Below are 25,361 nucleotides of genomic sequence, written 5' to 3'. Positions count from 1 at the left end.
CAGATTATCATTTAGGGAATGGTTTATTTTTGGAGGTAATCCACTTAGTTAAAAAGACCTTAGTCATGAAACCATTAAAGAGACCTCACCTAGTTACACTTGTCGTAGTATTTCTCTTATCCATTTTTTCACTCAGTGCCCAGGAATTTACAGCGGGAATTAACACTGAAACTCCAAATCCAAACGCAGTATTGCATCTGGTATCTCCTAATGGAGATCAAGGTTTGATGATTCCTGCATTAACCAATGCACAAAGAGGTGCGATGGGGCTGGCAGTAGCTGACAAAGGTTTGTTGGTGTTTGATTCAGACGATGATGTGTTTTATTTCTGGGATGGAGCAGGATGGGTTGCTTTAAATGTGCCCGCATCAATTGCTGATGGAGTAGATTGGACAGAACTAACTGGAATCCCAGCTGGATTCGCTGATGGTACAGATAATGGATTAACTGTAGTTACGAGTGCAGACATAACCGATGGGACTATAGCTACCGCTGATGTTGCAAACCTTGCCATTACAAATGCTAAGATCAACGATGTAGCAGTTGGAAAAATCACTGGAGCACCTAATCTAGATACAGATGCAACCAATGATGTGGCAGTCGGTACCAGTCCTGCAGCAGGAGATGTCTCTGGAAGTTATACCGCAGGTTTTACCGTGGATCAGGTAGGCGGCCAGACAGCAGCGAACATAGCATCCGCTACTACCACCGTAAACAGTGCTCCGGCATTGGATACCGATACAAGCGATGACTTGGCATTAACGACCAACCCAGCGGCGGGAGATGTGAGTGGAAATTACAGTGTAGGATTGACTGTAGACCAGGTAGGTGGCCAGACAGCAGCTAATGTAGCAGCAGCTACTACCACAGTAAACAGTGCTCCAGCTTTAGATACCGATACAAGCGATGACTTAGCATTAACGACCAACCCAGCGGCGGGAGATGTGAGTGGAAATTACAGTGTAGGATTGACCGTGGATCAGGTAGGTGGCCAGACAGCAGCTAATGTAGCAGCAGCTACGACCACAGTAAACAGTGCACCGGCATTGGATACCGATACAAGCGATGACTTGGCATTAACGACCAACCCAGCGGCGGGAGATGTGAGTGGAAATTACAGTGTAGGATTGACTGTAGACCAGGTAGGTGGACAGACAGCAGCCAATGTAGCAGCTGCTACGACCACTGTAAACACAGCTCCTTCTTTAGATTTAGATACTTCGGATGATGTTCTTACTGGAGCTAACCCAGCAGCAGGAGATGTTTCTGGTAGTTATACCGCAGGTTTTAGCGTGGATCAGGTGGGCGGCCAGACAGCAGCGAACATAGCATCCGCTACTACCACAGTAAACAGTGCTCCGGCATTGGATACCGATACAAGCGATGACTTGGCATTAACGACCAATCCAGCGGCGGGAGATGTGAGTGGAAATTACAGTGTAGGATTGACTGTAGATCAGGTAGGTGGACAGACAGCAGCCAATGTAGCAGCTGCTACGACCACCGTAAACAGTGCACCAGCTTTAGATACCGATACAAGCGATGACTTAGCATTAACGACCAATCCAGCAGCGGGAGATGTGAGTGGAAATTACAGTGTAGGATTGACTGTAGACCAGGTAGGTGGACAGACAGCAGCTAATGTAGCAGCCGCTACGACCACTGTAAACACAGCTCCTTCTTTAGATTTAGATACTTCGGATGATGTTCTTACTGGAGCTAACCCAGCAGCAGGAGATGTTTCTGGTAGTTATACCGCAGGTTTTACCGTGGATCAGGTAGGCGGCCAGACAGCAGCGAACATAGCATCCGCTACTACCACAGTAAACAGTGCTCCGGCATTGGATACCGATACAAGCGATGACTTGGCATTAACGACCAATCCAGCGGCGGGAGATGTGAGTGGAAATTACAGTGTAGGATTGACTGTAGATCAGGTAGGTGGACAGACAGCAGCCAATGTAGCAGCTGCTACGACCACCGTAAACAGTGCACCAGCTTTAGATACCGATACAAGCGATGACTTAGCATTAACGACCAATCCAGCAGCGGGAGATGTGAGTGGAAATTACAGTGTAGGATTGACTGTAGACCAGGTAGGTGGACAGACAGCAGCTAATGTAGCAGCCGCTACGACCACTGTAAACACAGCTCCTTCTTTAGATTTAGATACTTCGGATGATGTTCTTACTGGAGCTAACCCAGCAGCAGGAGATGTTTCTGGTAGTTATACCGCAGGTTTTACCGTGGATCAGGTAGGCGGCCAGACAGCAGCGAACATAGCATCCGCTACGACCACTGTAAACGGTGCTCCAGCTTTAGATACAGATGCTACTGATGATTTAGTCTCCGGATCAAACATTTCATTGCTAACAAATGATGCAGGCTTTATCAGTGGAGAAGTTCAGGATTTAACTGATGTATTAACGCTCGACCCGGATGCAGGAGGGTTGGGTATTACGAATTTGGCAGATCCAACGCTTGCCCAGGATGCAGCGACTAAGAACTATGTAGACACCCAGGGCTTTATAAGCGGAGAGGTTCAGGATTTAACTGATGTATTAACACTTGATCCGGATGCAGGAGGGTTAGGGATAACCAATCTGGCAGATCCAACCCTTGCTCAGGATGCAGCGACTAAGAACTATGTTGATACCCAGGGTTTTATCAGTGGAGAGGTTCAGGATTTAGCTGATGTATTAACGCTCGATCCGGATGCAGGAGCATTAGGAATAACCAATTTAGCAGATCCAACGCTAGCACAGGATGCGGCGACAAAGAATTATGTAGACACCCAGGGCTTTATCAGCGGAGAAGTTCAGGATTTAACTGATGTATTAACACTTGATCCGGATGCCGGAGGCTTAGGAATAACCAATCTGGCAGATCCAACGCTTGCACAGGATGCAGCGACTAAGAATTACGTTGACACCCAGGGCTTTATCAGCGGAGAAGTTCAGGATTTAACTGATGTATTAACGCTTGACCCGGATGCAGGAGGTTTGGGTATTACAAATTTGGCAGATCCAACCCTTGCTCAGGATGCGGCGACTAAGAACTACGTTGACACCCAGGGCTTTATCAGTGGAGAGGTTCAGGATTTAGCTGATGTATTAACGCTCGATCCGGATGCAGGAGCATTAGGAATAACTAATTTAGCAGATCCAACGCTTGCTCAGGATGCAGCAACGAAGAATTATGTTGATACCCAGGGATTCATTACAAGTGAGATTCAGGATTTAGCTGATGTATTAACGCTCGACCCGGATGCAGGAGCATTAGGAATAACCAATTTAGCAGATCCAACCCTTGCCCAGGATGCGGCGACAAAGAACTACGTAGATACTCAAGGCTTTATAACAGCAGAATCTCAGGATTTAACTATAACTGGCAATACCCTTGCAATAACTGGAGATCCCAATACAGATGTTAACCTTTCTTTTAATGCACCTACAGATGGAGATGTTTTAACCTGGGATAATACCAACAGCCGATGGGACGCATTGGCTCCTACCGGACTCATTCTTCCTGAGACACAATCACTTAGTGAAGTAGGCCCATTGTTAGATTTAACAAACACTGGCGGAGGATCTACCAATGTCTTGACCAATAGTGGCAATGGTGATGTGCTACAACTCAATCAAAACAGTACAGGAGCAGGACGTGGAATTTACCTCCAAATGGCCAATACATCAGATGATATTGGACTAGATATCAATTTCAATAATACCGGATCAACAGCAAACGCAATTGATGTTGACTATCTAGGAACGGGTCATGCTGCATATTTCACAGCAAATGCAGCAACCAATTCTGTTGTATTCATTGAGAACTTCAATAACGTTGGGGCAGCATTAACCCTTAATCAAGTAGATGCAACCACCACAACACTTCTCGATTTCAGAGATCAAGGGGGAACGGTAGCGACTGTTGAAGATGATGGTACGATTACTGGAAACAACCTGATTTCTAATACTGCAATTGGTATAGGTACAGCAGCCCCTGGGGTAGCTCTTGATGTACAAAGCACGGATGCAGTTCAATTTCCAGTTGGTACTACAGGTGAGCGCCCAGGAACCCCAAGTGATGGAATGATTCGATATAATTCGACTCTTGGAGGATTCGAGGGATATGTCTTAGGTGCATGGGGACCTATAGGAGGTGGGCTTACCTTACCTTTTCAGGATCTTTCATCATCGAATCCATCAGGGGGATTGTTTGATGTATTGAATAATGCCGGCTCTGCTCCCGGGGTTCAATTTGGTACTGTTTCAGGTACAGAGCCAGCGGTTCAGGCTTATTCCACGGCCGGAGGTAATATCGGAGGTTCCATTGGATTTGCAGCTGAAAATGATGTGACAGACCTTCAAAATGGTGCAATCATAAGAGCCGACATTAGTGATAACACTGCCGGAACATTTACGAGTGATTTAGTTTTTGAAACAAGCGATGCTGGTTCCATCAATCGAGCGATGACAATTCTTGCTAGTGGGGATATCTTTTTTCCTGAAGGGGTGAATCGACAATTATCCATAGAAAACTCAACAACTGGGGCAGGCGGTGCACTTGCTTTAAGCGCGGGTGATGGAGATGCTTCATCAGATGGAGGTGATTTATTTTTATATGGAGGTCAGGGTTTTGATTTTGGTGGTAATGTAGCTCTATCAGCTGGTAATGCTACGAATGCATCAGGGATTGGTGGTGATGTGCTTTTGCAGCCAGGAGGTTCAGCAAACCCCCAAAATCATGGAATTGTTGATATTCAGGGTTCTTCCGCTTTAAAACTTCCTGCTGGACTTGACGGTGAAAGACCATTAACAGGAATTCAGGGGATGATTCGATATAATACGACTTCAGGGCAGTTTGAAGGATATGATGGTTCCTGGAACCCACTTGGAGGTAATGCCTCAGCGCTAATAGACAATCCATTCACTGAAAACCTGATTGCTGGATTTGGTGCCGGTAGTAGTTTGATGGCGGGTGGAGATAGAAACGTATTGATAGGTGAAAATTCAGGAAGTGGAATCACTACAGGAACGGATAACGTAACTGTGGGACGAAACGCAGGTCTAACTTTAACAACTGGCTTTGGAAACACATTAGTGGGCTCTGGAGCAAGTGCAGGCGCCACAACGCAGGATGTAGTCGGAATAGGTGATAATGCATCGGTTCCCGGTAGTGGTAGTATAGCAATAGGTCAAAATTCGCAGGCCAACAACATCGATGGGATTGCATTAGGTAGAAGTGCCCAATCCAATGCTGATGACGCCATTGCAATTGGTACGCTCACTAATGCAGTCAATCCAAATACTATCATTTTAGGTGATGGCACGAACTCAAACTATAATGTTGGTATTGGAACACAAGATCCAAGAGCACCTTTTCAAATTGGCGGTGAGCTTGGAATGGGTCATTTTCGAAATGACACAGAAACAATTTTAGGAGATGCTATTCTATCCAATTTGTATCCTGATTATACTAGTGCTACAGATAATCAGCTTCGACGCACAAATACAGATTCAGCTTCATTTATCTTCTTTGATGATGGAGAAATACTGTTTATGAATGTCATAAATGGTGCAGCTGATACTCAACTTGATTTATCTGATGCAGGTACGGATGTAAGCAGCTGGATGGGGATGCGCAACGATGGAAACATTGATATAGGTGAAGGTATAATCCTTGGATCTCCTGATCCTGGTGATGAACAACCCGGAATGATCCAATGGACAGGTGGTGATTTTGAAGGAAATACAGATGGTACACCAGGTGGATGGGTAAGTCTGACAGGAGGAGGAGGTTTTTCGCTTCCGTATAATCCGGGTCCTCAAGCATTTGCATCTACCCTATTCAATCTTACTCAGCAAGATGCCGCAAATGGTACCGCATTTTTTGAAATTGATAATGCCACAAGTGATGTATCCACACTGGTTGTTCTTAACAATGGTAGTGGTATTAATTCAAATGCGATAGAGGCTCGAAACGACGGTGGTGGAGATGCAGGAGATTTTGCTGTCGTTGGTGGTGGTGGAGGAACCGCAGTATCAGCCTCGACTGATGGTACTGGCCCAGCTTTGAATGCATTGAAAGCAGTGGGTGGTACAGGCCCGGCAGCATTCATTTCAAATGATGGTTCAGCCGGATCATCTCTTCAGATCAATTTGACCGATATAACAAATTCAAGTCCGGCATTGGAGTTATTTAATGCCGGAACAGGACCGGACATTCAAGCTGCATCGGGAGCCTTCACTGTTGACAACAGTGGGGGAACTTCAATTAACCCAAGTGCAGCCACTGATGGATTATTTATCAATCAAAACAATGCGGCCAGAGGTATAGCAGTCAATATGAACGGAGGAACCTCTCCTGGCCTGGAAGTGGCTGCCAGTGGTGGGGCTTCCATTGTTACCGATGGCGATGTGGGGATAGGGATCAATGCCCCTTCACGCGAGCTTCATTTGCATAATAGCACTGGAGGTATATCCTTTCAGATGACCAATCAAGCCAGTGTGGGAACAGCTGCCAATAATGGATTTGTTATAGATTATAATGATACAGATCAAACGGTTGACTTCATTCATTTTGAAGGTAATGACTTTGCTTTTGGAGATGGTGTGAGAAATCTCTACATCGATAATGCCAATAACCGGGTTGGTATTGGAACAGAAACACCACAGGGGGCTTTAGATGTAAATGTTGGAGTAGGGTCCTCGTATATCAGTGCGAATAGTAACGTTACTTCGGGCTTGTTACAAATTCGGCAGGATGATGCAACAGCCAGTGGGGATGCAAGTATAAGATTTGATTTATCTCAAGGGCCTGCTCAGTTGGCAGTAATGGGTATTGATAGAACAGATGGCAACACGTTTAAAATTGCTATGGGATCTATTATGACGGATGGGAATGCTGACTTTGCTATAACTCCTTCTGGAGATGTGGGTATTGGAACAGCTACTCCTGGTTCACGATTGGACGTAAATGGGGATGCCAATATTATTGCAGATGCTACAGTTGGAAACCTGATATCAACTCCACTTAATGACAACACCGTAGATGGAGCGGTCGCGGCAGATTCGAGAATTGTGGTCTTGACTGTGGATGATACAATTACAGATATTAATACCGTAGCTGATGGTAAAGAAATAATCATCGTTTGCGGCGGTGGAGTGAATGCTACTATCCAAAATAGTGGCACCATTCAGCTCGATGGATCATTGGGTAATTTCAATATGATCCCGGGGAATACCATACATCTTGTATACATTACCAGTCTAGGATCTTGGGTAGAGATTTCAAGAGCACAATAAAAGGCATGAGAAGCTTACTCACATTAACACTCGTTACGCTGGCTATTTGGTCAAACGCCCAGTCCATTACACTAGGTGAATCCACCTCCGTATATATTGGTGACGGCACGGTTTTCTTTTTCGGAGGCAATACTGCTTTTAATGGAACTGTAAGCAATCAGGGAACCATCGTCAGCTACAGCGATATGGACTTTGTCCTGAATACAGATATAGGAAATATCAAGTTCACAGGTAGAAATGATCAAAATCTCAACGGTGATACCTTAGATGTGGGTGACTTTATCGTAGACAAGCAAGGTAAACTCACTCTGCTAACCGACCGAGTACTTGTTTCAGGCGCTTTGGAAACGGTTAATGGAGTCATTGATGCGGAAGATGAGGACGATATTCTGGTGACAGGTAGCTCGCAGGGGAGCGGGCAGGGATACGTTGAAGGTAAACTAGTAGGACTCTCTCAGGGAGGGCCAGTCACATTTCCAATGGGGGTTAATAATGCCCCAAACTACGTGACTATTTCTGATTTACCTGTCAACACGGTTTTAAGTGTAGAATGCAAAATACCCGATCAAAGTACCCTTTATCCCAATGAGGATATGGTGGGAATTAGTGATGAGGTAGAATGGATTCTTAAAGTGAATGGAGACTCGGTAAATGCCCAGGTTTCGGTCAATTTTTCTGGGGTTGACCTGGAAAACTTTTCGAATGGCCAAAATATCCGATCCAGAGCATATGAACCAGCCATTGTGGTGTTCTCGAAAACGGATACACTGTTTCATCCACTCAGTGGAACAGTAAGTAATACGGATGCTACTTTTTCTTCTGGAGTAATCACCTCAGACGAATCAATCTGGATCACGAATGAAGGAAGAAGAATGGCAATTGCGTTAATTCCGATTATCGTAGAGCCAACCTTTTATATTCCAAACGCATTTGCACCGAATGGGACCATAACTGACAATCGTAGCTTTAGACCCTACTTTGCAGGAGCAGAAATCAGCTCGTTTTCATTTGCAGTATACGATTCTTTCAACCAGGAAGTATACAGCGTCAGTCAATCAGCCGGTGCGGTGGATATCACACAATTTGGATGGAACGGAATCTTACCATCGGGGCAGGAGGCACCTGAGGGTGTCTACTATTACAACGTGCGTATATTAGCTGAATCTGAAGAGTACACACAAACCGGTTCAGTTTTATTGCTAAAATGAAAAAGCTCCTCATATATCTGATTTGTGTTTTTTCCGTTGCTGTCCTTTGGGCGCAGGAGGGACAGTTCTCACAATATTTTGCAAGTGGGACAGTATTGAATCCAGCATTTACAGGTACCGTTCCAAATCTTTCATTCAACTCCAATTATAAAAGGGGAGGTTCCCAAAGTTCTGATTCATTTATGGAACTGATGCAGGTCACCTTCACCTACCCAATTAAGAAAACCACAAGTAAGGATTTTCAAATTGGTGGAGCCGGTCTTACCTTTTTTCAGGAGAAGCGTGGTTTTGAGGGTATTTATACTTCCAGAAAGATTCTTTTAACGGGTGCTTATGCCATTCGTTTGAGCAGATTAAAAAATCGAAATGTCATATTTGGCTTACAGGGTGGAGTTGTGGAGCATCGGATAGATGGAAGCGAATTGACCTGGGGATCACAGTTCAATAAATATATTGGGTTTGATAATACCCTGGCAGGTGAATCTGTTGGAGCCAATCCTATCTATTATCCAACCTTCAATTTTGGGGTTGTGTACTCGGCTTTCGACAATGAAAATCGATACATTCGAGATAAGAGTCTGTTGTTTGGCCTTAGTGTGGATAATTTGAATCGACCGCTGGTATCGATAGACGGGTTGCAGGGTGCACGCAAAAGCTTCCTATTTAAAGGATTTGTTTCATCAAAATTATTGATTGCACCACGATGGTACATCCATCCATCTGCATATGCCCTTTATTCTCAGGGGAAAGAACAAATCAACACCGGGCTTTACTTTAGTACATTGATTACCTCGCCCACAGCCAAGCGATCTGTTCAGCTACAAGCCGGCACCTGGTATCGTTTTGAAGATTCCATTATTGTTTTGGCTGGATTTGAAATTGAGAATTTACGCATTGGATTCAGCCTGGATCTGAATACTCAGTCATTCGATATTTCTGAAGCAGAAGGAGGTCAATTGCCAACATACGAGGTTTCATTAACTTACAACCTGGACTTGTCCAACCCTTTAAGAAACATATCCAGTCCGATATTCTGATATGAGAAAAATCTTATCATCGATTGTAGCGATGTGCCTGGTGGCAGTTCTTTTCGCACAGTCCGTTCCTAAAATGTTAGAAATTGCTAATGATCTGTATCAAAATGATAGATACCTGGAGGCAATCGAGTTTTATGATCGGATTGTCGGGATAGATAGAGACAATCATTTTGCCAGGTTTCGATTGGCTTCCTGCTATCATCGTACTCTTCAATATGAAGAGGCAAAAAGTGAATTTGTAAGGTTAAGCAATATCCAGAATCATGAATTTCGTGCTCGTTCGCTTTATAATTATGCCAATCTACTGAAGCAAGAGAGTCGATTTAAAGAGGCTGACTCCCTATACTTCTTTCTAATATCTGTTCCAGATGCAGAGCCATACTTAGTTGAGCTGTCACGTAAACAGCGAGAAGGATGTCAGCTGGCTTTGAGACAGGAAAAAGCAGATAGAGGATTCAGTATTCAATCATTAGACGACATCAATTCCCGTTTTCACGATTTTGGAGCGGTTATTAATCCTTCGAATAATCAATTGGTATTGGCGTCAACAAGAAAGTTGGCTGGTAGTCAGTATGAAGGAAGCCAATATGAAGGGCTGCTACCTGATTTGGTTTCTTTTGAAAACCGCAGTAACAACAGGTGGCGCTCATCTTCCTCTAATCAAAAATTCTCGAATCTAAATACGCAGTGGGCGGAAGGTTCCGGATCTTTCACCAAAGATGGTCAGACATTTTATTTCTCTTCTTGCCGGGGGCAGGGGGGAGCAGACTGTGGAATAATGGTAAGCTACCTGGAGGATGGTCAGTGGTCAGAACCACAATTTTTAAACGAATACATTAATGAGCCTGGTTCTGAGAATAAACAGCCTTCAATATCAGCTACTGGCGATACGTTGTTCTTTGTTTCCAATCGAACAGGGGGAACTGGAGGTAGCGATATTTGGATGAGCCTGAAGGGTTTAGAAAAGGAATCCTGGACACCTGCGATCAACATGGGAGCCGTGATCAATACTCCGGAAAATGAAATTACACCTTATTATTCTTCTGCTTTTGAGTGCTTATTATTTGCAAGCGATGGGCATGTAGGATACGGAGGTTATGACTTGTTTGCGGCTAAAGGAGAGTCCTTTTTTGAGCCACAGATTTATAATCTTGGAGATCCATTCAATTCCACCTGGGATGATACGTATTTCAACATCTCTGATACCGTGGGGTTCTTAGCTACCAATAGAGAAGATCATGAAATACTAAATATTAGCTACTTCGGTGTGAGCAATGAACGTCTATTCTTATCACTACTCATATCCGGCGAGTCACTAATCGATGCACGTCTTGCTTCCAAGTTTAAAGATGTTCAGTCACTGGATTTGGTAACTTTTCGCGTGGAGGATTATGCCGGCTATGACCTTTATGAACCCATTCGACCAAGTAAGCCAAAGCCTAGAATTCTGCAGAATAACGTAATAGGTGAAGTTAATGAGTTCGTTTTTGAGCGATTGTTCTTTAGTTACGGTCTAGCCGAACTGAGGCCGGAGGCACAGTCTGCATTGGCAAGTCTGGCCAGCCAGATTGAAAGTAAGGCTGTGGAATCCATTGAAATATTGGCTTTTACAGATAGCATCGGACCCACACAGGCTAATATCATTTTAAGTAAAAACAGAGGAAATTCTGCAAAAGATTATCTGGTTTCCCTGGGAGTAGATTCGGCTATCATCAATGTGTTGCCCCGTGGGGAATTGCCTTCAGAGGGCGTAAATGATCATTGGTTTAAACGAATTCTTAAGCGGAGAGTGGAGGTCATTGTAAAGGCTAGAGAACCACTCAATTTTGAAGTAGCCATGCCTTACATTGTACGAAAAACGATCACAATTAAACGGTTGGCTACAGCTCTAGGAATAACAGAGGATCAACTAAAGCAATGGAACGGCGAATTAAACGCCATGCTTACTGCGGGAGAAACAATTCGAATTATGCCGAATGAAGTTAAAGACACACCTGTCTCGATGGTTGTAGGCGAAGAAGATTTTTCAATGTTTGTGTCTGGTGGAAGCTAATTACCCCTTAGATACCAGGATGTATGCCCCCCAATTGTAAGGGTTCTTGTCTATTTTTCTGAACTCAGCACGTGCATTAAAGAATGCTTGCTGAGGATCTTTTTCTACCAATAATTGTTCGTAGAACAGGTTCATAAAATTTCTGGCCGCCTGGTCATTGATCTTCACAAGAGAAAGCAAAACGTTTTGAGAACCAGCTACTAAAAATGATCGCTGAAGCCCAAAAACTCCCTCACCGTTTTGTACTTTACCCAGTCCGGTTTCACACGCCGCAAGCACCACCAGATTTGTTTCATCTAATACCAGATTCATTGCTTCATAAGCAGACAATAATCCGTCATTTTCGCTGCTTTCAGATTTACTCAGGAAAAGCCCTGAACTATGAAGTGGATCAGTATGATTTGGATCTTCAATGAAGTAACCATGGGTGGCGATGTGGATGATTCCAGGATTCGAAAAGCTCTTGATCTTATCTTCAGTTGCTTCGGAGAAATAATATGTCTCGGTTTTCCAACGCCTTACATCTAAAATCCCCGAAATATCACTTGCTTCTCGTTCTGCGCCTGGTAGTTGTTTCAGAGAATACCCCTCTATGTTAGAAAAATCCGGGTTACCAAAGATTTTTGCATCCGTCATAAGTGCTTGATCTTCACGATACAGCAGGTCCTTCCCACTCGTGATATTAACCACATTATATTTGTCTGCCATGTATTTAGCGGTTTGTTCATCATAGAACACCACCGGATTCAGTTTGTGGTAAATCCCATCAGGAGAGAGATAGATTTTATTTATATCGGGCAATTGAGCATCAATAGGTTCCCAGAAAACACCATAGCTCAACTTGTCTTTGATGCCAAACTTCAGTGAGTTTCGATAGCTGGCAAAAGCTTTATCAAATTGCCCGACATCAAGCCTCACCGGAATGAAGGTGCTATCATCTTTGATGATAAATGCCACATATCGTGACTCGTCTTCAAACCCTTGATCAATCTCCTCATCTATCACCTCAACAGAATAATTTCTGTATTGAATGATGTCGATCATGGCGGTACTATCTCCAAGGGAATTACTGATCTCACCCCAGTGATGGTAGGTAGTGCGCTCCTGATCGGCAAATACCTTAAACTTTCTGGCCAGGTCTTTTTCCAGTTGAGCGCATTCCTCCTCCAGATGTGTGATGGAAATCCCTTGCTTAATACGATCTTCTTCAGTTAGTAAGTAGGCCTGAGCCAGGCTGTACTTTTTTTCTCTCCAGGTGTTATAGTCTCGCTTGATTTTGTTGTCATCACTGTTCTGAATCAATCGACGCATTTTTTCTGATGCATAAAAAAGAATACCACGGGTATTTAAGAAATGATTTAATGCATTTTCAGCGTACTCGGTGTATATATTGTCGTCTTTAAATGCCAATGAGCAAAAGCGTTCAATATTGTATCTGGTCTCATCAAAATACAGTTTTCGCTGTTTGTCTGTTAACACAGGAAAGATGTCCTGCATGTGTTTAATTTCAGCATCAAGAGCATGATCAAAGGATTCCATGGCAGATTGATAGTCTTTAACAATCATGTAATAGAGACCCAAATCATTCACTGTCTTAATATATAATGGATGATAGTTTCCAAGTGTATGCGCTCTGATTCGCTTGGCATCTTGTAGTAGCTTTCCGGCCAATGAGAAGTTTCCGAACTGGAGATAAAGAAGCGCCACATTATTGAGCGAAGTAGCGTAATTGGCGTGCTCAGTTCCGTAGATTACTTTGTCCATATCCAGCACTTTCATATACAGGTCTAGTGCTTTTCCCAAATCGCCTTTTTCTTTATAGATACTAGCCAGATTACTCAGACTATTAGCATAGTCCGGATTCATGGATCCGAACAAGTCCAGGAAGCCCTGAGAGCTTTCCTTAAAGCACTCTTCTGCTTTTTCGATATCACCTTGTCGCTTGTAGATTGTGCCAAGATTGTTAATCATATAAGGGCGTATTGTGCGAATATCACCGGCTACATCCAGCGCACGAGTCATGTAGTCATTTGCCGATTTGAGATCGTTGAGGCGGTAATACAAACCACTTAGACCATTAAGGGTCTCAAGCATCACGATGGGATCATTATTGTACTTTTCTTCCTTTTTTTCTAGGTTGTAAAGGAGGTAATTTTCCGAATCGGAATATTCACCTTGTTCGATTTTTAAAGCAGAAAGACGATCGATGGCACGTAAATACTGTATCTCATTTTTCCCTTTGGCCATCTCCACTGCTTTCAGGAGCTCTGTCTCACTTTTGCCCAGATCTCCAAAGTCCCGAAAAGTGGTTCCCAATTCTATCTGTAGTGACATTCGTATCGAATCATTGTAAGAACCTAGCTCAATGGCCTGATTGAGAGCATCCAAACTTTCCTGAAAGTTTCCTACCTCACGATGATAAACGCCCAGCGCATAGTGATATCGAATTTGTGCTTTAGGATCATCAGCATATGCACGTTTAGTGACTCGACCTGCGAGATCAAGGTATTTACCTGCTTCCTTGAATTTTCCTAGTTCCTGAAATAACGCAGAAAGGTTGTAATAGATACCTAGAAGGTCTTTCTGAATGGAGTCCTGATTGTTTACTTTATAATTAATTGCGTTTTGAAATGCAGTGAGGCTTCTTTGCCTATCGTTCACCTCCCATAATACAAGCCCTACGTAGTTATACAATCCCGCAATTCCAATCTCTGTAACACAGTTGCCCGAATCAAGATCTGTTAACAATGAATTGGCATAGAACTTTGCTTTAAGGGGATAATCATATTTGAAATAGTTCGCACTATCTAGTTTTTGCAGGCAGGTCTGACCACTGATATTGAAACTAAAAAGAAGAATAAGACCTATTGCGACTATTCGGAACATATGTATCCTTAAATTTTGAATTGAATTTAGCAAGGATATTAAAATCTTACCTTCTAAAGGACCCTTTTCCTATCAACAAGGACACACACACGATGAAAATAGTCTAAAAGTCAATAATGGCTAGGGCCTGATCTCGCAATCGCTTCATGTAAGACTCATCAGCAATTTTTCCATTCTCCATTTTTCCATTGATACGAATCAACTTGGGCTTCAGTGCAAGCACGTGCATACCTAGATAATTGAAAATATCTGTAAGATGGCTCATGGCCATTACTCCACCCTGAATACCTGATGAAAGGCCTACGAGTGCGCATTTTTTTCCTTTGAGAGTTCCCGGGAATTCCAATGCATCAAGGAATGTTTTCAAGATCCCTGGAAAAGATCCATTATACTCAGGAACAATGAATACAAATTTTTGAGCTTCTTTCATATGTTCTCTCACTGGGTTGAATTCGATATTAGTGCCTTGATTTTCATAAAGAGCAGAGCTAATGAAGTCAGGAGGGAGCTTTTCCAGATCAATGATAGTGGAATCCACCCCATGGCCAGTAAGAATCTCCTGATATTGAAGTGCCACTTGTTTTGATATCGAATTTTTTCTATTAGTGCCGCTTATGATGGTTATCATACAGGATTTTTAAATCAATATTGTAGATATGAGCGCATATAGAAATATTTGCCCGATAATTGCGTTTCTCACGAGACTGCAAAGAAACACAAACCTGTAAACCATAAGAACGACTTTTAGTTCAAATGTCCATCACAGTTAATCATCTAACCAAACTTTACGGCACACAGAAGGCACTGGACAGTATATCGTTTAAGGCTGAAAAGGGAAAAATCACAGGTTTTCTTGGGCCCAATGGAGCAGGTAAGTCAACAACCATGAAAATCACCACTGGCTATATTGGGCTTAGCTCAGGCACTGTGCTGGTGAATGGTGTTGATGTTTCAAAAGAACCTTTGAAGGTTAAAAAGCTCACAGGGTATTTGCCGGAAAACAATCCTCTCTACCTGGAGATGTACGTGAAGGAATACCTGGGATTTATTGCCTCATCATATGGCATGAAGAATAAGCATGCCAGGGTGGAGGAGATGATAGAAATGTGTGGGCTGGAACGAGAGCAGCATAAGAAAATTGGGGCATTATCGAAAGGTTACCGTCAGCGTGTGGGGCTGGCTCAGGCGCTCATTCACGATCCGGAAGTACTCATTCTGGATGAGCCTACGAGTGGATTGGATCCGAATCAACTGGTGGAGATTCGCAAGGTAGTAAAGGAAGCGAGCAAGGATAAAACAGTGATTCTATCTACACATATCATGCAGGAGGTAGAAGCACTTTGTGACAAGGTGGTGATCATCGATAAGGGGCGGATAGTCGCTGATGATGAGGTAGGGAACCTAAAAGCAATGAAGAAAGATATGATCAGCTACAAAGTGGACTTTGAAGAGGAGATTGATGTGTCTGTTTTCGAAGAAGTGGGATTGTCTGCCTCAAAAGGAGATGGGAATTCTTACAAGATTTCAGCAAAGGATGACCCCAGAAAATTGATCATGAAGCTTGTAGGTGAAAAGGAACTACCGTTGATCAATATCTCGAAAGAAGAACAATCATTGGAAGGAATTTTTCAGGAACTGACAAAAGGGAAATGATTTTTTCTGAAAAATATAACACCCCCCAAGCCCCCCTCAAGGGGGGAGTCTCTGGCGATATACAGCCAATTTTAAATCAGTCTAACTGTCCCCTTGAGGGGACCGCAGGGGTGTTATGAAGAATAAAATAATCCCATATCGAAACGACTTAAAAGCAAAGGCCAGAGAGCTCAGAAAAAACAGTACTCTTTCAGAGATTTTGTTGTGGCAAGAAATTAGAAAAAGGCAACTTGGGTTTCAGTTTCACAGGCAGGTTCCATTACTGGAATATATTGTTGATTTCTATTGTCATGAAAAAAAGTTGGCTATTGAAATAAATGGGCTTACTCATGAATGGAAGGTAAGTTATGATAGAGAAAGGATATCTAGATTAGAAGAAGCTGGAATAAAGGTTTTGGTTTTTGATGATCTTGATGTAAAGCAAAATATTAAATGGGTTGTAAATGAGGTTTATAGGTATCTGTATGAAGAATAGCATCAACACCCATCAAGTAGGTATGTCGTTAATAAGAAAGAATCCATGATCACGATTCTCAAAAAAGAAATAAACGAATTCCTTGACTCGCTCATCGCTTACGTGGTGATTGGTATTTTCTTGATTGGGATTGGACTCTTGATGTGGGTCTTTCCAGACACGAATGTGCTGGATTATGGTTACGCCAGCATGGAAACACTATTCTCATTGGCTCCATATGTTTTCATGTTTTTGATACCAGCCATCACGATGAAAGCATTTGCAGAAGAGAAAAGAAGTGGAACAATAGAACTGTTATACACGCTCCCGTTTAGGGATATTGAGATCGTAATCGGAAAGTTTTTAGCAGGTTTTCTACTTGTTATATTTTCCATCCTCCCTACCATAATTTATTACTTCTCACTTTCCTACCTGGGAAACCCTGTTGGGAATTTGGATGCAGCAGGAATTACAGGCTCTTACATCGGCTTGATCTTGCTTGGAGGAATCTTCACTTCAATTGGTATTCTTTCATCCGCATTAACGGGTAATCAGATCGTTTCCTTTATTCTTGCGGCTTTTCTATGCTTTGCATTTTATGCAGGTTTTGATTCCATTGCCTCGATCAATATCTGGTCTGAGACGTCTTACATCATTTCTCAGGTAGGGATTCTGTCTCATTATGAGACCTTAAGCAAAGGGTTGATCGACGTGAGTGACGTGCTATACTTTTTATCTATGATCGTTCTCTTCTTGTATGTCACAAGAATTGTTTTAAACGTGCAAAAAGGATGAGTGAGGGAAGAAAAATAGTCATACTACAAACACTGGTTGTCTTGCTTTCAGTATGGTTGATCAATCAGCTGGCTGAACGCTATCGAGTACAGTTTGACTTAACAGAAGAAAAGCGATATACGATTTCTGATGCAACAAAAAGACTTCTTCAATCATTAGACGAGGAGGTGTTCTTCGAGGTGTATTTAGCGGGAGATTTGCCGTCTAATTTTGAGCGGTTTCAAAAATCCATCGGTGAGATGCTGGATCAGTTTGCTTTGGAAAGTAACAATCGCATCCAATACAAATTCACAGATCCGGCCCATGCCACTAACCTTCAGGCTCGAAATCAGTTTTACCAATCCTTGATCGATAAAGGCGTACAGGCTACCAACCTTAACTACAAGAATGCGGATGGCGACAAGATGGAGAAACTCATTTTTCCAGGAGCACTTGTTTCAAAAGGAATGAATGAAGTACCTGCTAATCTGCTGAAAGGAAGTAGTGCTGCGGGTCCGGAGGGAATTCTCAATCAAAGTATTGAAGGATTGGAATATGAGTTGGCTTCTGCCATTGCACAGCTGGTCGATGGGGGAACTAAAAAGGTTGCCTATATCACAGGGCATGGCTCACCTGATTCTTTGGATCTGGCAGGTTTCCGGAGTGTTGTTCTTTCCAAGTTTGATCTTTACAATGTATCGTTGAAAGATCGGGAGGAATTAATCGGCTATGATGGCGTGATTATAGGAAAGCCGACCCAACCATTCTCTGAACGAGAGAAGTACCTTATAGATCAATATCTGATGCGAGGAGGAAACCTGGTCTATTTTATTGATGCTTTAAGTGTGAATATGGATAGTGCCTCAGGTGAGGGGACCGTGGCAATTCCATATGAAACAAACCTTACTGATCAGCTTTTCAGATATGGGGTGCGCATCAATCAAAATTATGTGCTGGATGTGAACAGTGGTCAGTTTCCGGTTGTAGCCGGAAATATGGGTAATCAGCCTCAAATCCAAATGATCCCATGGCCGTTTTTTCCTGTACTGACCAATTTCAGTAAGCACCCGTCTGTTCGAAACCTGGATGCTATCCTGGGGAGGTTTGTATCAGAAATTGATACCGTAAAAGCAACTGGCATAACTAAAACACCTTTAATAAATACCAGTCCGTACACAAAGGTGCTTGGGCCTCCGGTGCGTGTGGCTTTCAATGATTTGCGAGATGAGCTACGGCCGGAAAAATTCACGGACGGGCCTAAAACAGTTGGTTATTTATTAGAAGGAAAATTCACCTCACTCTACGCTAATCGATTGATACCAAAAGGATTTGATAAAAGCTCTTTCATTGAAGCAGGAGAGCCTGGAAAGGTCATTGTGATTGGTGACGGTGATATCATTCGCAATGATCTGGATCCCGAAACAGGAGAGCCGCTTGGGCTGGGAGTAGAGCCCTTTACAAAAACAACCTACGCAAACGAGGAATTTATCCTGAATATCTTGGATTACATGGTGGATGATTCCGGCTTAATTGAAACTAGATCCAGGGAGGTGAAAATACGTCCATTGGATCGAGTGAAAGTACAGCAGGAGAGAACTAAATGGCAGTTGATAAATCTGGTGGCTCCAGTTGTATTGATCCTGCTCATCGGTGGGTTAAAATGGTATTTGAGAAAGAAGAAATTTGCTAAATCATGAGTAAATCCACAAAATACCTGATTGCCATAGCGCTACTATTAGTAGCCAACCTCTGGTTGTTTTTCTCAGGAGAAAGTAGCGCTACCCCGAAGGCTGAGAAATATTTTTTGGCGGAGGATTTGGACGGTATAAGTCGTTTTTTGTTTGTGTTGGATCAAGACACTGTCAAGCTGGAACAAACCGGTGAGGGCTGGATGCTAAATAACCAGTATCCGGCAGATGAAGGCTTTGTAAATACGCTGATATCAGTGCTGGAAAGGGTAGAGGTAGGAAGAACCATTGATGAATGGAACGGAGATGTTTTAGGATCTGCTGAGGTGGAGTTTGATTTTAATTCACGCTATCGTTTTCAGTTCGCTACCAACCCAACCAAGACCAAAACCTACTTCATTTCAGAAGGTGACGCCAAAGAAGTAGCTGTTCCCGGATATCGGGACAATGTAGCTGATATTTTTGCATTACATCCTGATCAGTGGAGAGATCGTTTGATCATTGATGGGAGTTGGCGAACAATCCAGAAGTTGAATGTGGAGAAAAAGAATGATGATTTTGAGATCAAGTTTGACGATACGTTTTTTCTTGTAGATGGCCAGGCACCTTCGGATAGTTCAGTGGTTGTAAATTACCTCAATCAATTTCAGCAATTTCAAGCAAATGAGATGGTATCACCCGGAAGATTTCCACAGTTAGACAGCCTTTTAGAAACGGAACCAATGGCCACCTTGTCCATAGAGGATATCAAACATGAGTCACCATTCACCCTTCAGATTTATCCTAATCTGGAGAATCAGGGCTTTCATTTAGCTGTTGATGGAGATGGTCAACGCATGGTACTTGATGCTCGGAGAGTACAGCGTATTTTATCACATCCATTGAACTGAGTAAAAGGTTTATATTCCTCCCTTGAGGGAGGTTAGGAGGGTGTTTGATTTTAGATATAGTAAGAACACCCCTGTTGTCCCCTCAAGGGGACATTTCTGAATGAGATAAGATCTCAGTATCTCATATTTTGTGCTTAAATTAGCGTCCCGAAAAAGGAGGCAGGTAGCCTTTAATCAATAAGCTTTACTCACATATGAAATTCATAGTATCATCATCCTATCTATTAAAGCAATTATCAGCTATAAATGGTGTTATAACTACGAACCCTGTAGTTCCAATCCTTGAAAACTTTTTATTCGAAATCAATGACGGCAACCTTACGGTAACAGCGTCTGATTTGCAGACAAGTATGATTACCGAGCTGCAGGTAGAAGCAAAAGAAGATGGTAGCATTGCCATCCCTGCAAAGATCTTATTAGAAACCTTAAGGAACTTGCCGGAGCAACCGGTAACCTTCTCCATCGATAGCAATACTTACAGTATAGAAATCAATTCGGATAATGGTCGATACAAGTTGGCCGGAGAAAATGCCACAGACTTCCCAAAAATCCCTACGGTCTCTGATGGATACTCTGTGAATATGTCTTCTGAGGTGTTAGGAAGGGCAATTAACAATACTATTTTCGCCACCTCTAACGATGAGTTGCGACCAGCAATGACAGGTGTGTTTGTGAAGTTAGATGAGACGAATACCACATTTGTAGCCACTGACAGTCATCGACTGATAAGGTATCGAAGAGTGGACGTTGCTGCCGATATGAGTCACAGCATGATCATTCCTAGAAAAGCACTTACGCTATTGAAAACTACTCTTCCTCAAGAGCTTACGAATGTGAATGTGGAGTTCAATGCTTCGAATGCATTCTTCAATTTCAATCAGGTCAAGATGATCTGCCGTTTGATTGATGAGCGATTTCCGGATTATGAGAATGTGATTCCACTTGACAACAACAATACAGTAGTCGTGAAGAAAAATGAGCTTCTCAGCTCGCTGAAACGTATAGCGATTTACGCCAACAAAACCACTCATCAGGTGAGATTAAAAATTACAGGAAGTGAATTGATGATTTCGGCTGAAGATTTGGATTTCTCTAACGAGGCGAATGAACGGCTCTCCTGCGAGCATGATGGGGAGGACCTTGAGATAGGTTTTAATGCGAAGTTCCTTGTTGAGATGTTGGGCAACATCGACTCTGATGATATTACGCTACGATTAAGCGCACCAAATAAGGCAGGTATCATCACTCCAAATGAAAAAGATGAAGAGGAGGACATTCTAATGTTGGTAATGCCTGTGATGCTAAACAATCAGGTATAAGCTGAAATACAAACAGAATTTTGAAAGTGATGCTGAGAGGTATCACTTTTTTTGTTTTTCATATAATAGAGCTTCCCCTTTATCGGGAGTATGGATACTACCTGTTGTTATAAAACCCAGACTTTCCAGAGTAGATTGAGATGAGGAATTGTGTGGTGATGTGATAGCCAATACCTTATCAAGCTTAAGGTTCTCAAATGCATGATTTAATATGTGGATGGATGCCTCCTGAACATACCCTTTCCCCGTAAATTCAGGAAGCAAAGCAAATCCCAAATCCGGGTGATTGAGATACTCGCGTTTTAAGAGACCACAGACGCCAATAGCAATTTCATTTTTTGTCATTACATACAAGGAATAGCCAATGGTCTGATGTTTATCGATGAGTGATTCGATGTATTCAATCGCTTTTTCATCGGAAATTATCCCTCTATCTCCTATGTGCTGAAGCCACGGTTCTGAGTTCATCAGATCGTAGAAGAAAGATGCATCAGCAATGCATGGCATCCGAATTTGTAATCTTTCCGTTTTTAATTTCATTATGAATTCACTCAACGGACTCCAGATCCTTCACCATTTTTCTTAATCGCTTGATTTTTCTTCCATAAATCAAATGGACTAACAAGTGCATGACGCCACCTATTACTGCTATTATCAATGTTGTAATTCCAATGGCAATGACCCATTCAGTTGTCGTCTCTAACTTTGAAAATACCTCCTTATTTTCCGGACCAAAAATGGCATATACCAATCCAAAAATCATTGATAGCCAAATGACTACTTTGTAGTGCAGTAAATAAAACCTAAGATAAGCATAGACTTTTTTCAGACTTTGAATAACATTTCCATCATAGTTGAATTTCCTGATTTTTCGAATCAAAAACTGATAGTAGAAAAGGTATGCAAAGGTCAAAACCACATAACTAATGACGAGCCCTGTTGAGTCTCCTCTTTTTGTTGTATAAACGATTAAGAAAGGTAGTCCAACGATACTTAGCCAAAACTCAATCCAAAGGATTGTTTTTATCCAATATAGTGTAGTTCTGGTTCCTTTTCTTTCCAGCGTATTTATGTAAGCTGAAGTGTCGGAAACCGTTTCCCGTTCTTTACTTTTCTTCCAGACTGATTGTATGTCAAACTCTTCAGCCATTGATGATACTTTTTAATTTTTCTTTGAGTCGATTCACCTTCACACCCACGTTGCTCACGGTGATACCTAAAATCTCACTCATTTCTTTATAGCTCTTATCCTCCAAATAGAGCAAGATAATAGCTCGTTCAGACTCTCGCAGTTTTCTGATTCCCCGATATAGTTTTTCAACGTGCTCTTTTTCCGGATCTGATTCTTCAACAGAATCTATACGCCATTCTAAGGGAACAGTCTCCACCTTCCGTTTCAATTTTTTTGAATGCGAAAGGCAAACGTTAAGCGTTACACGATACACCCAGGTAGAAAGTTGAGAGTTGCCCTGAAACGACGTATGAGATCGCCACAGCTGCATTGTCACTTCCTGAACCAGGTCTTTAAGGGATTCCTCATTTCGTGCATATGCCCTGCACAAGTGCATGATGATGGACATGTGCTCTTCTACATACGATTTGAAGAAGTCTTCCGACACGTGTGAGGTGTTAGTAGATGAAAGCCCTAATTTATTTCAAAAGGGGCGAATTATTTCTTCTTAGCCGTTCTTCTCCCACGCCCTTTCTTCTCAGGTGCCTTCTCAGCTAGTTCTTTACACTCTTCGTAGGTAAGCTCTTCAGGCTTTTTATCCTTCGGGATTTTTACGTTCTTCTTGCCAAACTTGATGTAAGGACCATATCTTCCATTCAATACAAATACTTCATCATCCTCGTCGAACGTTTTGATGTATTTGTTTGCATCTGCCTCACGCTTTTCATGAATAAGTTCAATCGCTTCTTCCTCAGTAATGGATAAAGGATCTTGTTCTTTTTTAAGCGAGACAAACTTGCCATCATGGCGAATGTAAGGCCCGTACCTACCCACAGCCGCAACCATTGGTTTATCCTCAAAGACTCCAACTTCACGCGGCAGCTTAAACAATTCAAGTGCCTCATCTAAGGTAATGGTGTCCATAAATTGTCCGTGCTTCAGGCTGGCATATTGCGGCTTTTCTTCTCCTTCTATCAGCTCACCTTTTTGGACATAGGCCCCATACTTACCATGACGTGCATAGATTTTTTCGCCCGTTTCAGGGTGCTCTCCAAGCTCACGAACCTGATTTACTTCAGATCGATCCAGGTCTTTTGATTTTTCTACTGTGGAGTGGAAGCCTCCATAGAAGTCATCTATCATCTTGTTCCAGATGGTTTTACCCTGGGCGATATCATCAAACTGCTGCTCTACATCAGCGGTGAAACTATAGTCGATTACATTTGGGAAGTGATCAACCAGGAAATCATTCACCACCATAGCAGTGTTAGTTGGAAAGAGCTTATTCTTTTCTGCTCCGGTTATTTCCTTTGCTTCCGATCGCTTGATTTCACCCTCCATTAATCTCGCTTCAATGGAAATTCTTTCATGTCCTTCCCTGGAATCTTTCTCTACATAGTTCCTTTTTTGAATCGTGGAAATTGTAGGTGCGTATGTGGAAGGTCTGCCAATACCCATTTCTTCTAGTTTTTTTACGAGGCTTGCTTCCGTATACCTTGGTGGGTGTCTGGTGAATCCCTGTTTGGCTAAGATCTCCTTTAGATCCAACGCCTGACCTACAGAAAGAGGAGGAAGTATCTTGGTGTTCTCTTCTTCACCGTTTTCATCGTCGGTAGATTCAATGTAGACCTTTAAGAAACCATCAAATTTGACGACCTCTCCTTTAGCAACAAGTTTTTCTTCGGTTGTCGATATACCGATAATGGCTGTCGTTTTTTCCAGTTTGGCTTCAGCCATTTGGGAAGCTATTGCTCGCTTCCAAATAAGCTCGTAAAGTCGTTTTTCTGCGTCATCCTTTCCGGTTACCTGCACGTCAAAGTTTGTCGGTCTGATCGCTTCGTGTGCTTCCTGGGCGCCAGCCTTTTTGGTTTTAAACACTCGTCTGTGTGCATAATCGTCTCCGTAATTAGATTTAATCGCTGAAGCAGCACCAGCCAGCGCCTCGTCAGACAGATTCAATGAGTCCGTTCTCATGTATGAGATCTTTCCTGCTTCATACAGCTTCTGTGCTACTGACATAGTCCTGGCAACAGAATACCCTAATTTTCTACTTGCTTCTTGCTGAAGAGTGGAAGTAGTGAATGGAGGAGCAGGGGATTTCTTGGCTGGTTTGGTTTCTAGATTTTCAATGCTGAAATCAGCACCATTACATTTCTGAAGGAAGTCCATAGCCTCTTCTTCAGACTTGAATTTCTTTGGAAGTTCTGCTTTCAAAATCTTGCCGCCTTCCAGATTGAATTCAGCGGTAATACGATAGGATGATTCAGGTTTAAAACCAGCAATCTCACGCTCTCTCTCTACTACCAAACGAACTGCAACGGATTGCACCCTACCAGCTGAAAGCCCACCTTTTATTTTTTTCCATAGCACAGGGGAAAGCTCAAATCCGACAAGTCGATCCAAAATTCTTCTGGCTTGTTGGGCATTCACTAAATCAATATCAATACCCCTGGGATTCTTGATGGCGTTTTGGATGGCGTTCTTAGTAATCTCTCTAAATACAATGCGTCTTGTTTTATTGTCATCCAAATCCAGAGCTTCGGACAGGTGCCAGGAAATTGCTTCTCCTTCACGGTCATCATCCGATGCGAGGTAAATAGTCTCGGCTTGTTTGGCTAGTTTTTTCAGCTCCTTTACCACATCTTTTTTGTCCTTGGAGATTTCATAGGTGGGCTTAAAATCATTCTCTATATCAATAGCAGAATCATCCTTAGGTAAATCTCTCACATGCCCATAGGATGATTTCACTTCAAAATCTTTTCCCAAATACCCTTCGATTGTTTTGGCCTTTGCCGGTGACTCTACGATTACAAGATTTTTTCCCATGAATGATGTTTTTGGATCAAAAAAGTGTTGAGCAAAACTCAATTTGCGCGTAAACATAACACGACTATTTAAATCCTGTTCAAACGAAAATTGAA

At 42.5% G+C, this 25,361-nt stretch carries 16 protein-coding genes; 10 read left to right on the top strand and 6 right to left on the bottom strand.

Annotated elements, in window-relative coordinates; genetic code table 11:
- The first annotated feature begins 65 nt into the window (after nt 1-65).
- Genes ACP14Y_RS03920 through ACP14Y_RS03905 form a run of 4 tightly spaced genes read left to right on the top strand, consistent with a single transcriptional unit; the run spans nt 66 to nt 11,605 of the window.
- Nucleotides 66-7,307 carry a beta strand repeat-containing protein gene (locus ACP14Y_RS03920; protein ID WP_424961669.1) on the top strand — a complete coding sequence of 2,414 codons (7,242 nt, stop codon included), beginning with the start codon at nt 66-68 and terminating at the stop codon, nt 7,305-7,307.
- 5 nt (nt 7,308-7,312) lie between these two features.
- Nucleotides 7,313-8,515, top strand: coding sequence for a hypothetical protein (locus ACP14Y_RS03915; protein WP_424961668.1), 1,203 nt, complete (start codon nt 7,313-7,315; stop codon nt 8,513-8,515).
- Entirely contained in the window at nt 8,512-9,552 is a 1,041-nt protein-coding gene (locus tag ACP14Y_RS03910) for a PorP/SprF family type IX secretion system membrane protein (RefSeq protein ID WP_424961667.1), read from the top strand. The genes ACP14Y_RS03915 and ACP14Y_RS03910 overlap by 4 nt, the downstream gene beginning before the upstream one ends.
- Nucleotide 9,553: 1 nt before the next feature.
- The gene (locus ACP14Y_RS03905; protein ID WP_424961666.1) at nt 9,554-11,605 is read left to right on the top strand and encodes an OmpA family protein; all 2,052 of its coding nucleotides are present in this window, start codon (nt 9,554-9,556) and stop codon (nt 11,603-11,605) included.
- Here ACP14Y_RS03905 and ACP14Y_RS03900 read toward each other — a convergent pair whose 3' ends face one another.
- Nucleotides 11,606-14,491, bottom strand: a complete 2,886-nt coding sequence (locus ACP14Y_RS03900) for a CHAT domain-containing protein (protein ID WP_424961665.1) — start codon at nt 14,489-14,491, stop codon at nt 11,606-11,608.
- Between the two features lie 103 nt (nt 14,492-14,594).
- A complete protein-coding gene (locus tag ACP14Y_RS03895; RefSeq protein WP_424961664.1) occupies nt 14,595-15,119 on the bottom strand; it encodes an NADPH-dependent FMN reductase in 525 nt (174 codons plus the stop codon).
- Between the two features lie 125 nt (nt 15,120-15,244).
- Between ACP14Y_RS03895 and gldA the strand changes: the two genes are divergently transcribed.
- The 6 genes from gldA to dnaN all read left to right on the top strand — a co-directional run bounded on the left by gldA (nt 15,245) and on the right by dnaN (nt 21,269).
- Nucleotides 15,245-16,144 carry a gliding motility-associated ABC transporter ATP-binding subunit GldA gene (gldA, locus tag ACP14Y_RS03890; RefSeq protein WP_424961663.1) on the top strand — a complete coding sequence of 300 codons (900 nt, stop codon included), beginning with the start codon at nt 15,245-15,247 and terminating at the stop codon, nt 16,142-16,144.
- 115 nt (nt 16,145-16,259) lie between these two features.
- Entirely contained in the window at nt 16,260-16,619 is a 360-nt protein-coding gene (locus ACP14Y_RS03885) for an endonuclease domain-containing protein (RefSeq protein ID WP_424961662.1), read from the top strand.
- 45 nt (nt 16,620-16,664) lie between these two features.
- Nucleotides 16,665-17,393, top strand: a complete 729-nt coding sequence (gene gldF / locus ACP14Y_RS03880; RefSeq protein WP_424961661.1) for a gliding motility-associated ABC transporter permease subunit GldF — start codon at nt 16,665-16,667, stop codon at nt 17,391-17,393.
- Nucleotides 17,390-19,069 (top strand): gliding motility-associated ABC transporter substrate-binding protein GldG, encoded by a 1,680-nt coding sequence (gene gldG, locus ACP14Y_RS03875; RefSeq protein WP_424961660.1) that lies wholly within the window; start codon nt 17,390-17,392, stop codon nt 19,067-19,069. The genes gldF and gldG overlap by 4 nt, the downstream gene beginning before the upstream one ends.
- Nucleotides 19,066-19,950, top strand: coding sequence for a DUF4340 domain-containing protein (locus ACP14Y_RS03870; protein WP_424961659.1), 885 nt, complete (start codon nt 19,066-19,068; stop codon nt 19,948-19,950). Before gldG ends, ACP14Y_RS03870 begins: the two co-directional genes overlap by 4 nt.
- Nucleotides 19,951-20,144: 194 nt before the next feature.
- Nucleotides 20,145-21,269 carry a DNA polymerase III subunit beta gene (gene dnaN / locus ACP14Y_RS03865; RefSeq protein ID WP_424961658.1) on the top strand — a complete coding sequence of 375 codons (1,125 nt, stop codon included), beginning with the start codon at nt 20,145-20,147 and terminating at the stop codon, nt 21,267-21,269.
- Between the two features lie 42 nt (nt 21,270-21,311).
- Here dnaN and ACP14Y_RS03860 read toward each other — a convergent pair whose 3' ends face one another.
- Genes ACP14Y_RS03860 through topA form a run of 4 tightly spaced genes read right to left on the bottom strand, consistent with a single transcriptional unit; the run spans nt 21,312 to nt 25,266 of the window.
- A complete protein-coding gene (locus ACP14Y_RS03860) occupies nt 21,312-21,809 on the bottom strand; it encodes a GNAT family N-acetyltransferase (RefSeq protein WP_424961657.1) in 498 nt (165 codons plus the stop codon).
- Between the two features lie 7 nt (nt 21,810-21,816).
- Entirely contained in the window at nt 21,817-22,419 is a 603-nt protein-coding gene (locus ACP14Y_RS03855) for a hypothetical protein (protein ID WP_424961656.1), read from the bottom strand.
- The gene (locus ACP14Y_RS03850; protein ID WP_424961655.1) at nt 22,412-22,888 is read right to left on the bottom strand and encodes an RNA polymerase sigma factor; all 477 of its coding nucleotides are present in this window, start codon (nt 22,886-22,888) and stop codon (nt 22,412-22,414) included. The genes ACP14Y_RS03855 and ACP14Y_RS03850 overlap by 8 nt, the downstream gene beginning before the upstream one ends.
- Nucleotides 22,889-22,938: 50 nt before the next feature.
- The gene (gene topA, locus ACP14Y_RS03845; RefSeq protein ID WP_424961654.1) at nt 22,939-25,266 is read right to left on the bottom strand and encodes a type I DNA topoisomerase; all 2,328 of its coding nucleotides are present in this window, start codon (nt 25,264-25,266) and stop codon (nt 22,939-22,941) included.
- Between the last annotated feature and the right edge of the window lie 95 nt (nt 25,267-25,361).

The sequence above is a fragment of the Ekhidna sp. genome, from assembly GCF_965247405.1.
Lineage (GTDB): Bacteria > Bacteroidota > Bacteroidia > Cytophagales > Cyclobacteriaceae > Ekhidna.
The sequence above is the reverse complement of the archived record's forward strand: the minus strand, read 5'-3'. Positions and strand labels throughout refer to the sequence as shown.

Bases quoted from the DNA above. Each gene is read 5' to 3' on its own strand.
- ACP14Y_RS03855 (WP_424961656.1), bottom strand. From the start codon at position 22,419: ATGGCTGAAGAGTTTGACATACAATCAGTCTGGAAGAAAAGTAAAGAA.
- ACP14Y_RS03870 (WP_424961659.1), top strand. From the start codon at position 19,066: ATGAGTAAATCCACAAAATACCTGATTGCCATAGCGCTACTATTAGTA.
- ACP14Y_RS03860 (WP_424961657.1), bottom strand. From the start codon at position 21,809: ATGAAATTAAAAACGGAAAGATTACAAATTCGGATGCCATGCATTGCT.
- dnaN (WP_424961658.1), top strand. From the start codon at position 20,145: ATGAAATTCATAGTATCATCATCCTATCTATTAAAGCAATTATCAGCT.
- topA (WP_424961654.1), bottom strand. From the start codon at position 25,266: ATGGGAAAAAATCTTGTAATCGTAGAGTCACCGGCAAAGGCCAAAACA.
- gldF (WP_424961661.1), top strand. From the start codon at position 16,665: ATGATCACGATTCTCAAAAAAGAAATAAACGAATTCCTTGACTCGCTC.
- gldA (WP_424961663.1), top strand. From the start codon at position 15,245: ATGTCCATCACAGTTAATCATCTAACCAAACTTTACGGCACACAGAAG.
- ACP14Y_RS03900 (WP_424961665.1), bottom strand. From the start codon at position 14,491: ATGTTCCGAATAGTCGCAATAGGTCTTATTCTTCTTTTTAGTTTCAAT.
- ACP14Y_RS03915 (WP_424961668.1), top strand. From the start codon at position 7,313: ATGAGAAGCTTACTCACATTAACACTCGTTACGCTGGCTATTTGGTCA.
- gldG (WP_424961660.1), top strand. From the start codon at position 17,390: ATGAGTGAGGGAAGAAAAATAGTCATACTACAAACACTGGTTGTCTTG.
- ACP14Y_RS03910 (WP_424961667.1), top strand. From the start codon at position 8,512: ATGAAAAAGCTCCTCATATATCTGATTTGTGTTTTTTCCGTTGCTGTC.
- ACP14Y_RS03885 (WP_424961662.1), top strand. From the start codon at position 16,260: ATGAAGAATAAAATAATCCCATATCGAAACGACTTAAAAGCAAAGGCC.
- ACP14Y_RS03895 (WP_424961664.1), bottom strand. From the start codon at position 15,119: ATGATAACCATCATAAGCGGCACTAATAGAAAAAATTCGATATCAAAA.
- ACP14Y_RS03905 (WP_424961666.1), top strand. From the start codon at position 9,554: ATGAGAAAAATCTTATCATCGATTGTAGCGATGTGCCTGGTGGCAGTT.
- ACP14Y_RS03920 (WP_424961669.1), top strand. From the start codon at position 66: ATGAAACCATTAAAGAGACCTCACCTAGTTACACTTGTCGTAGTATTT.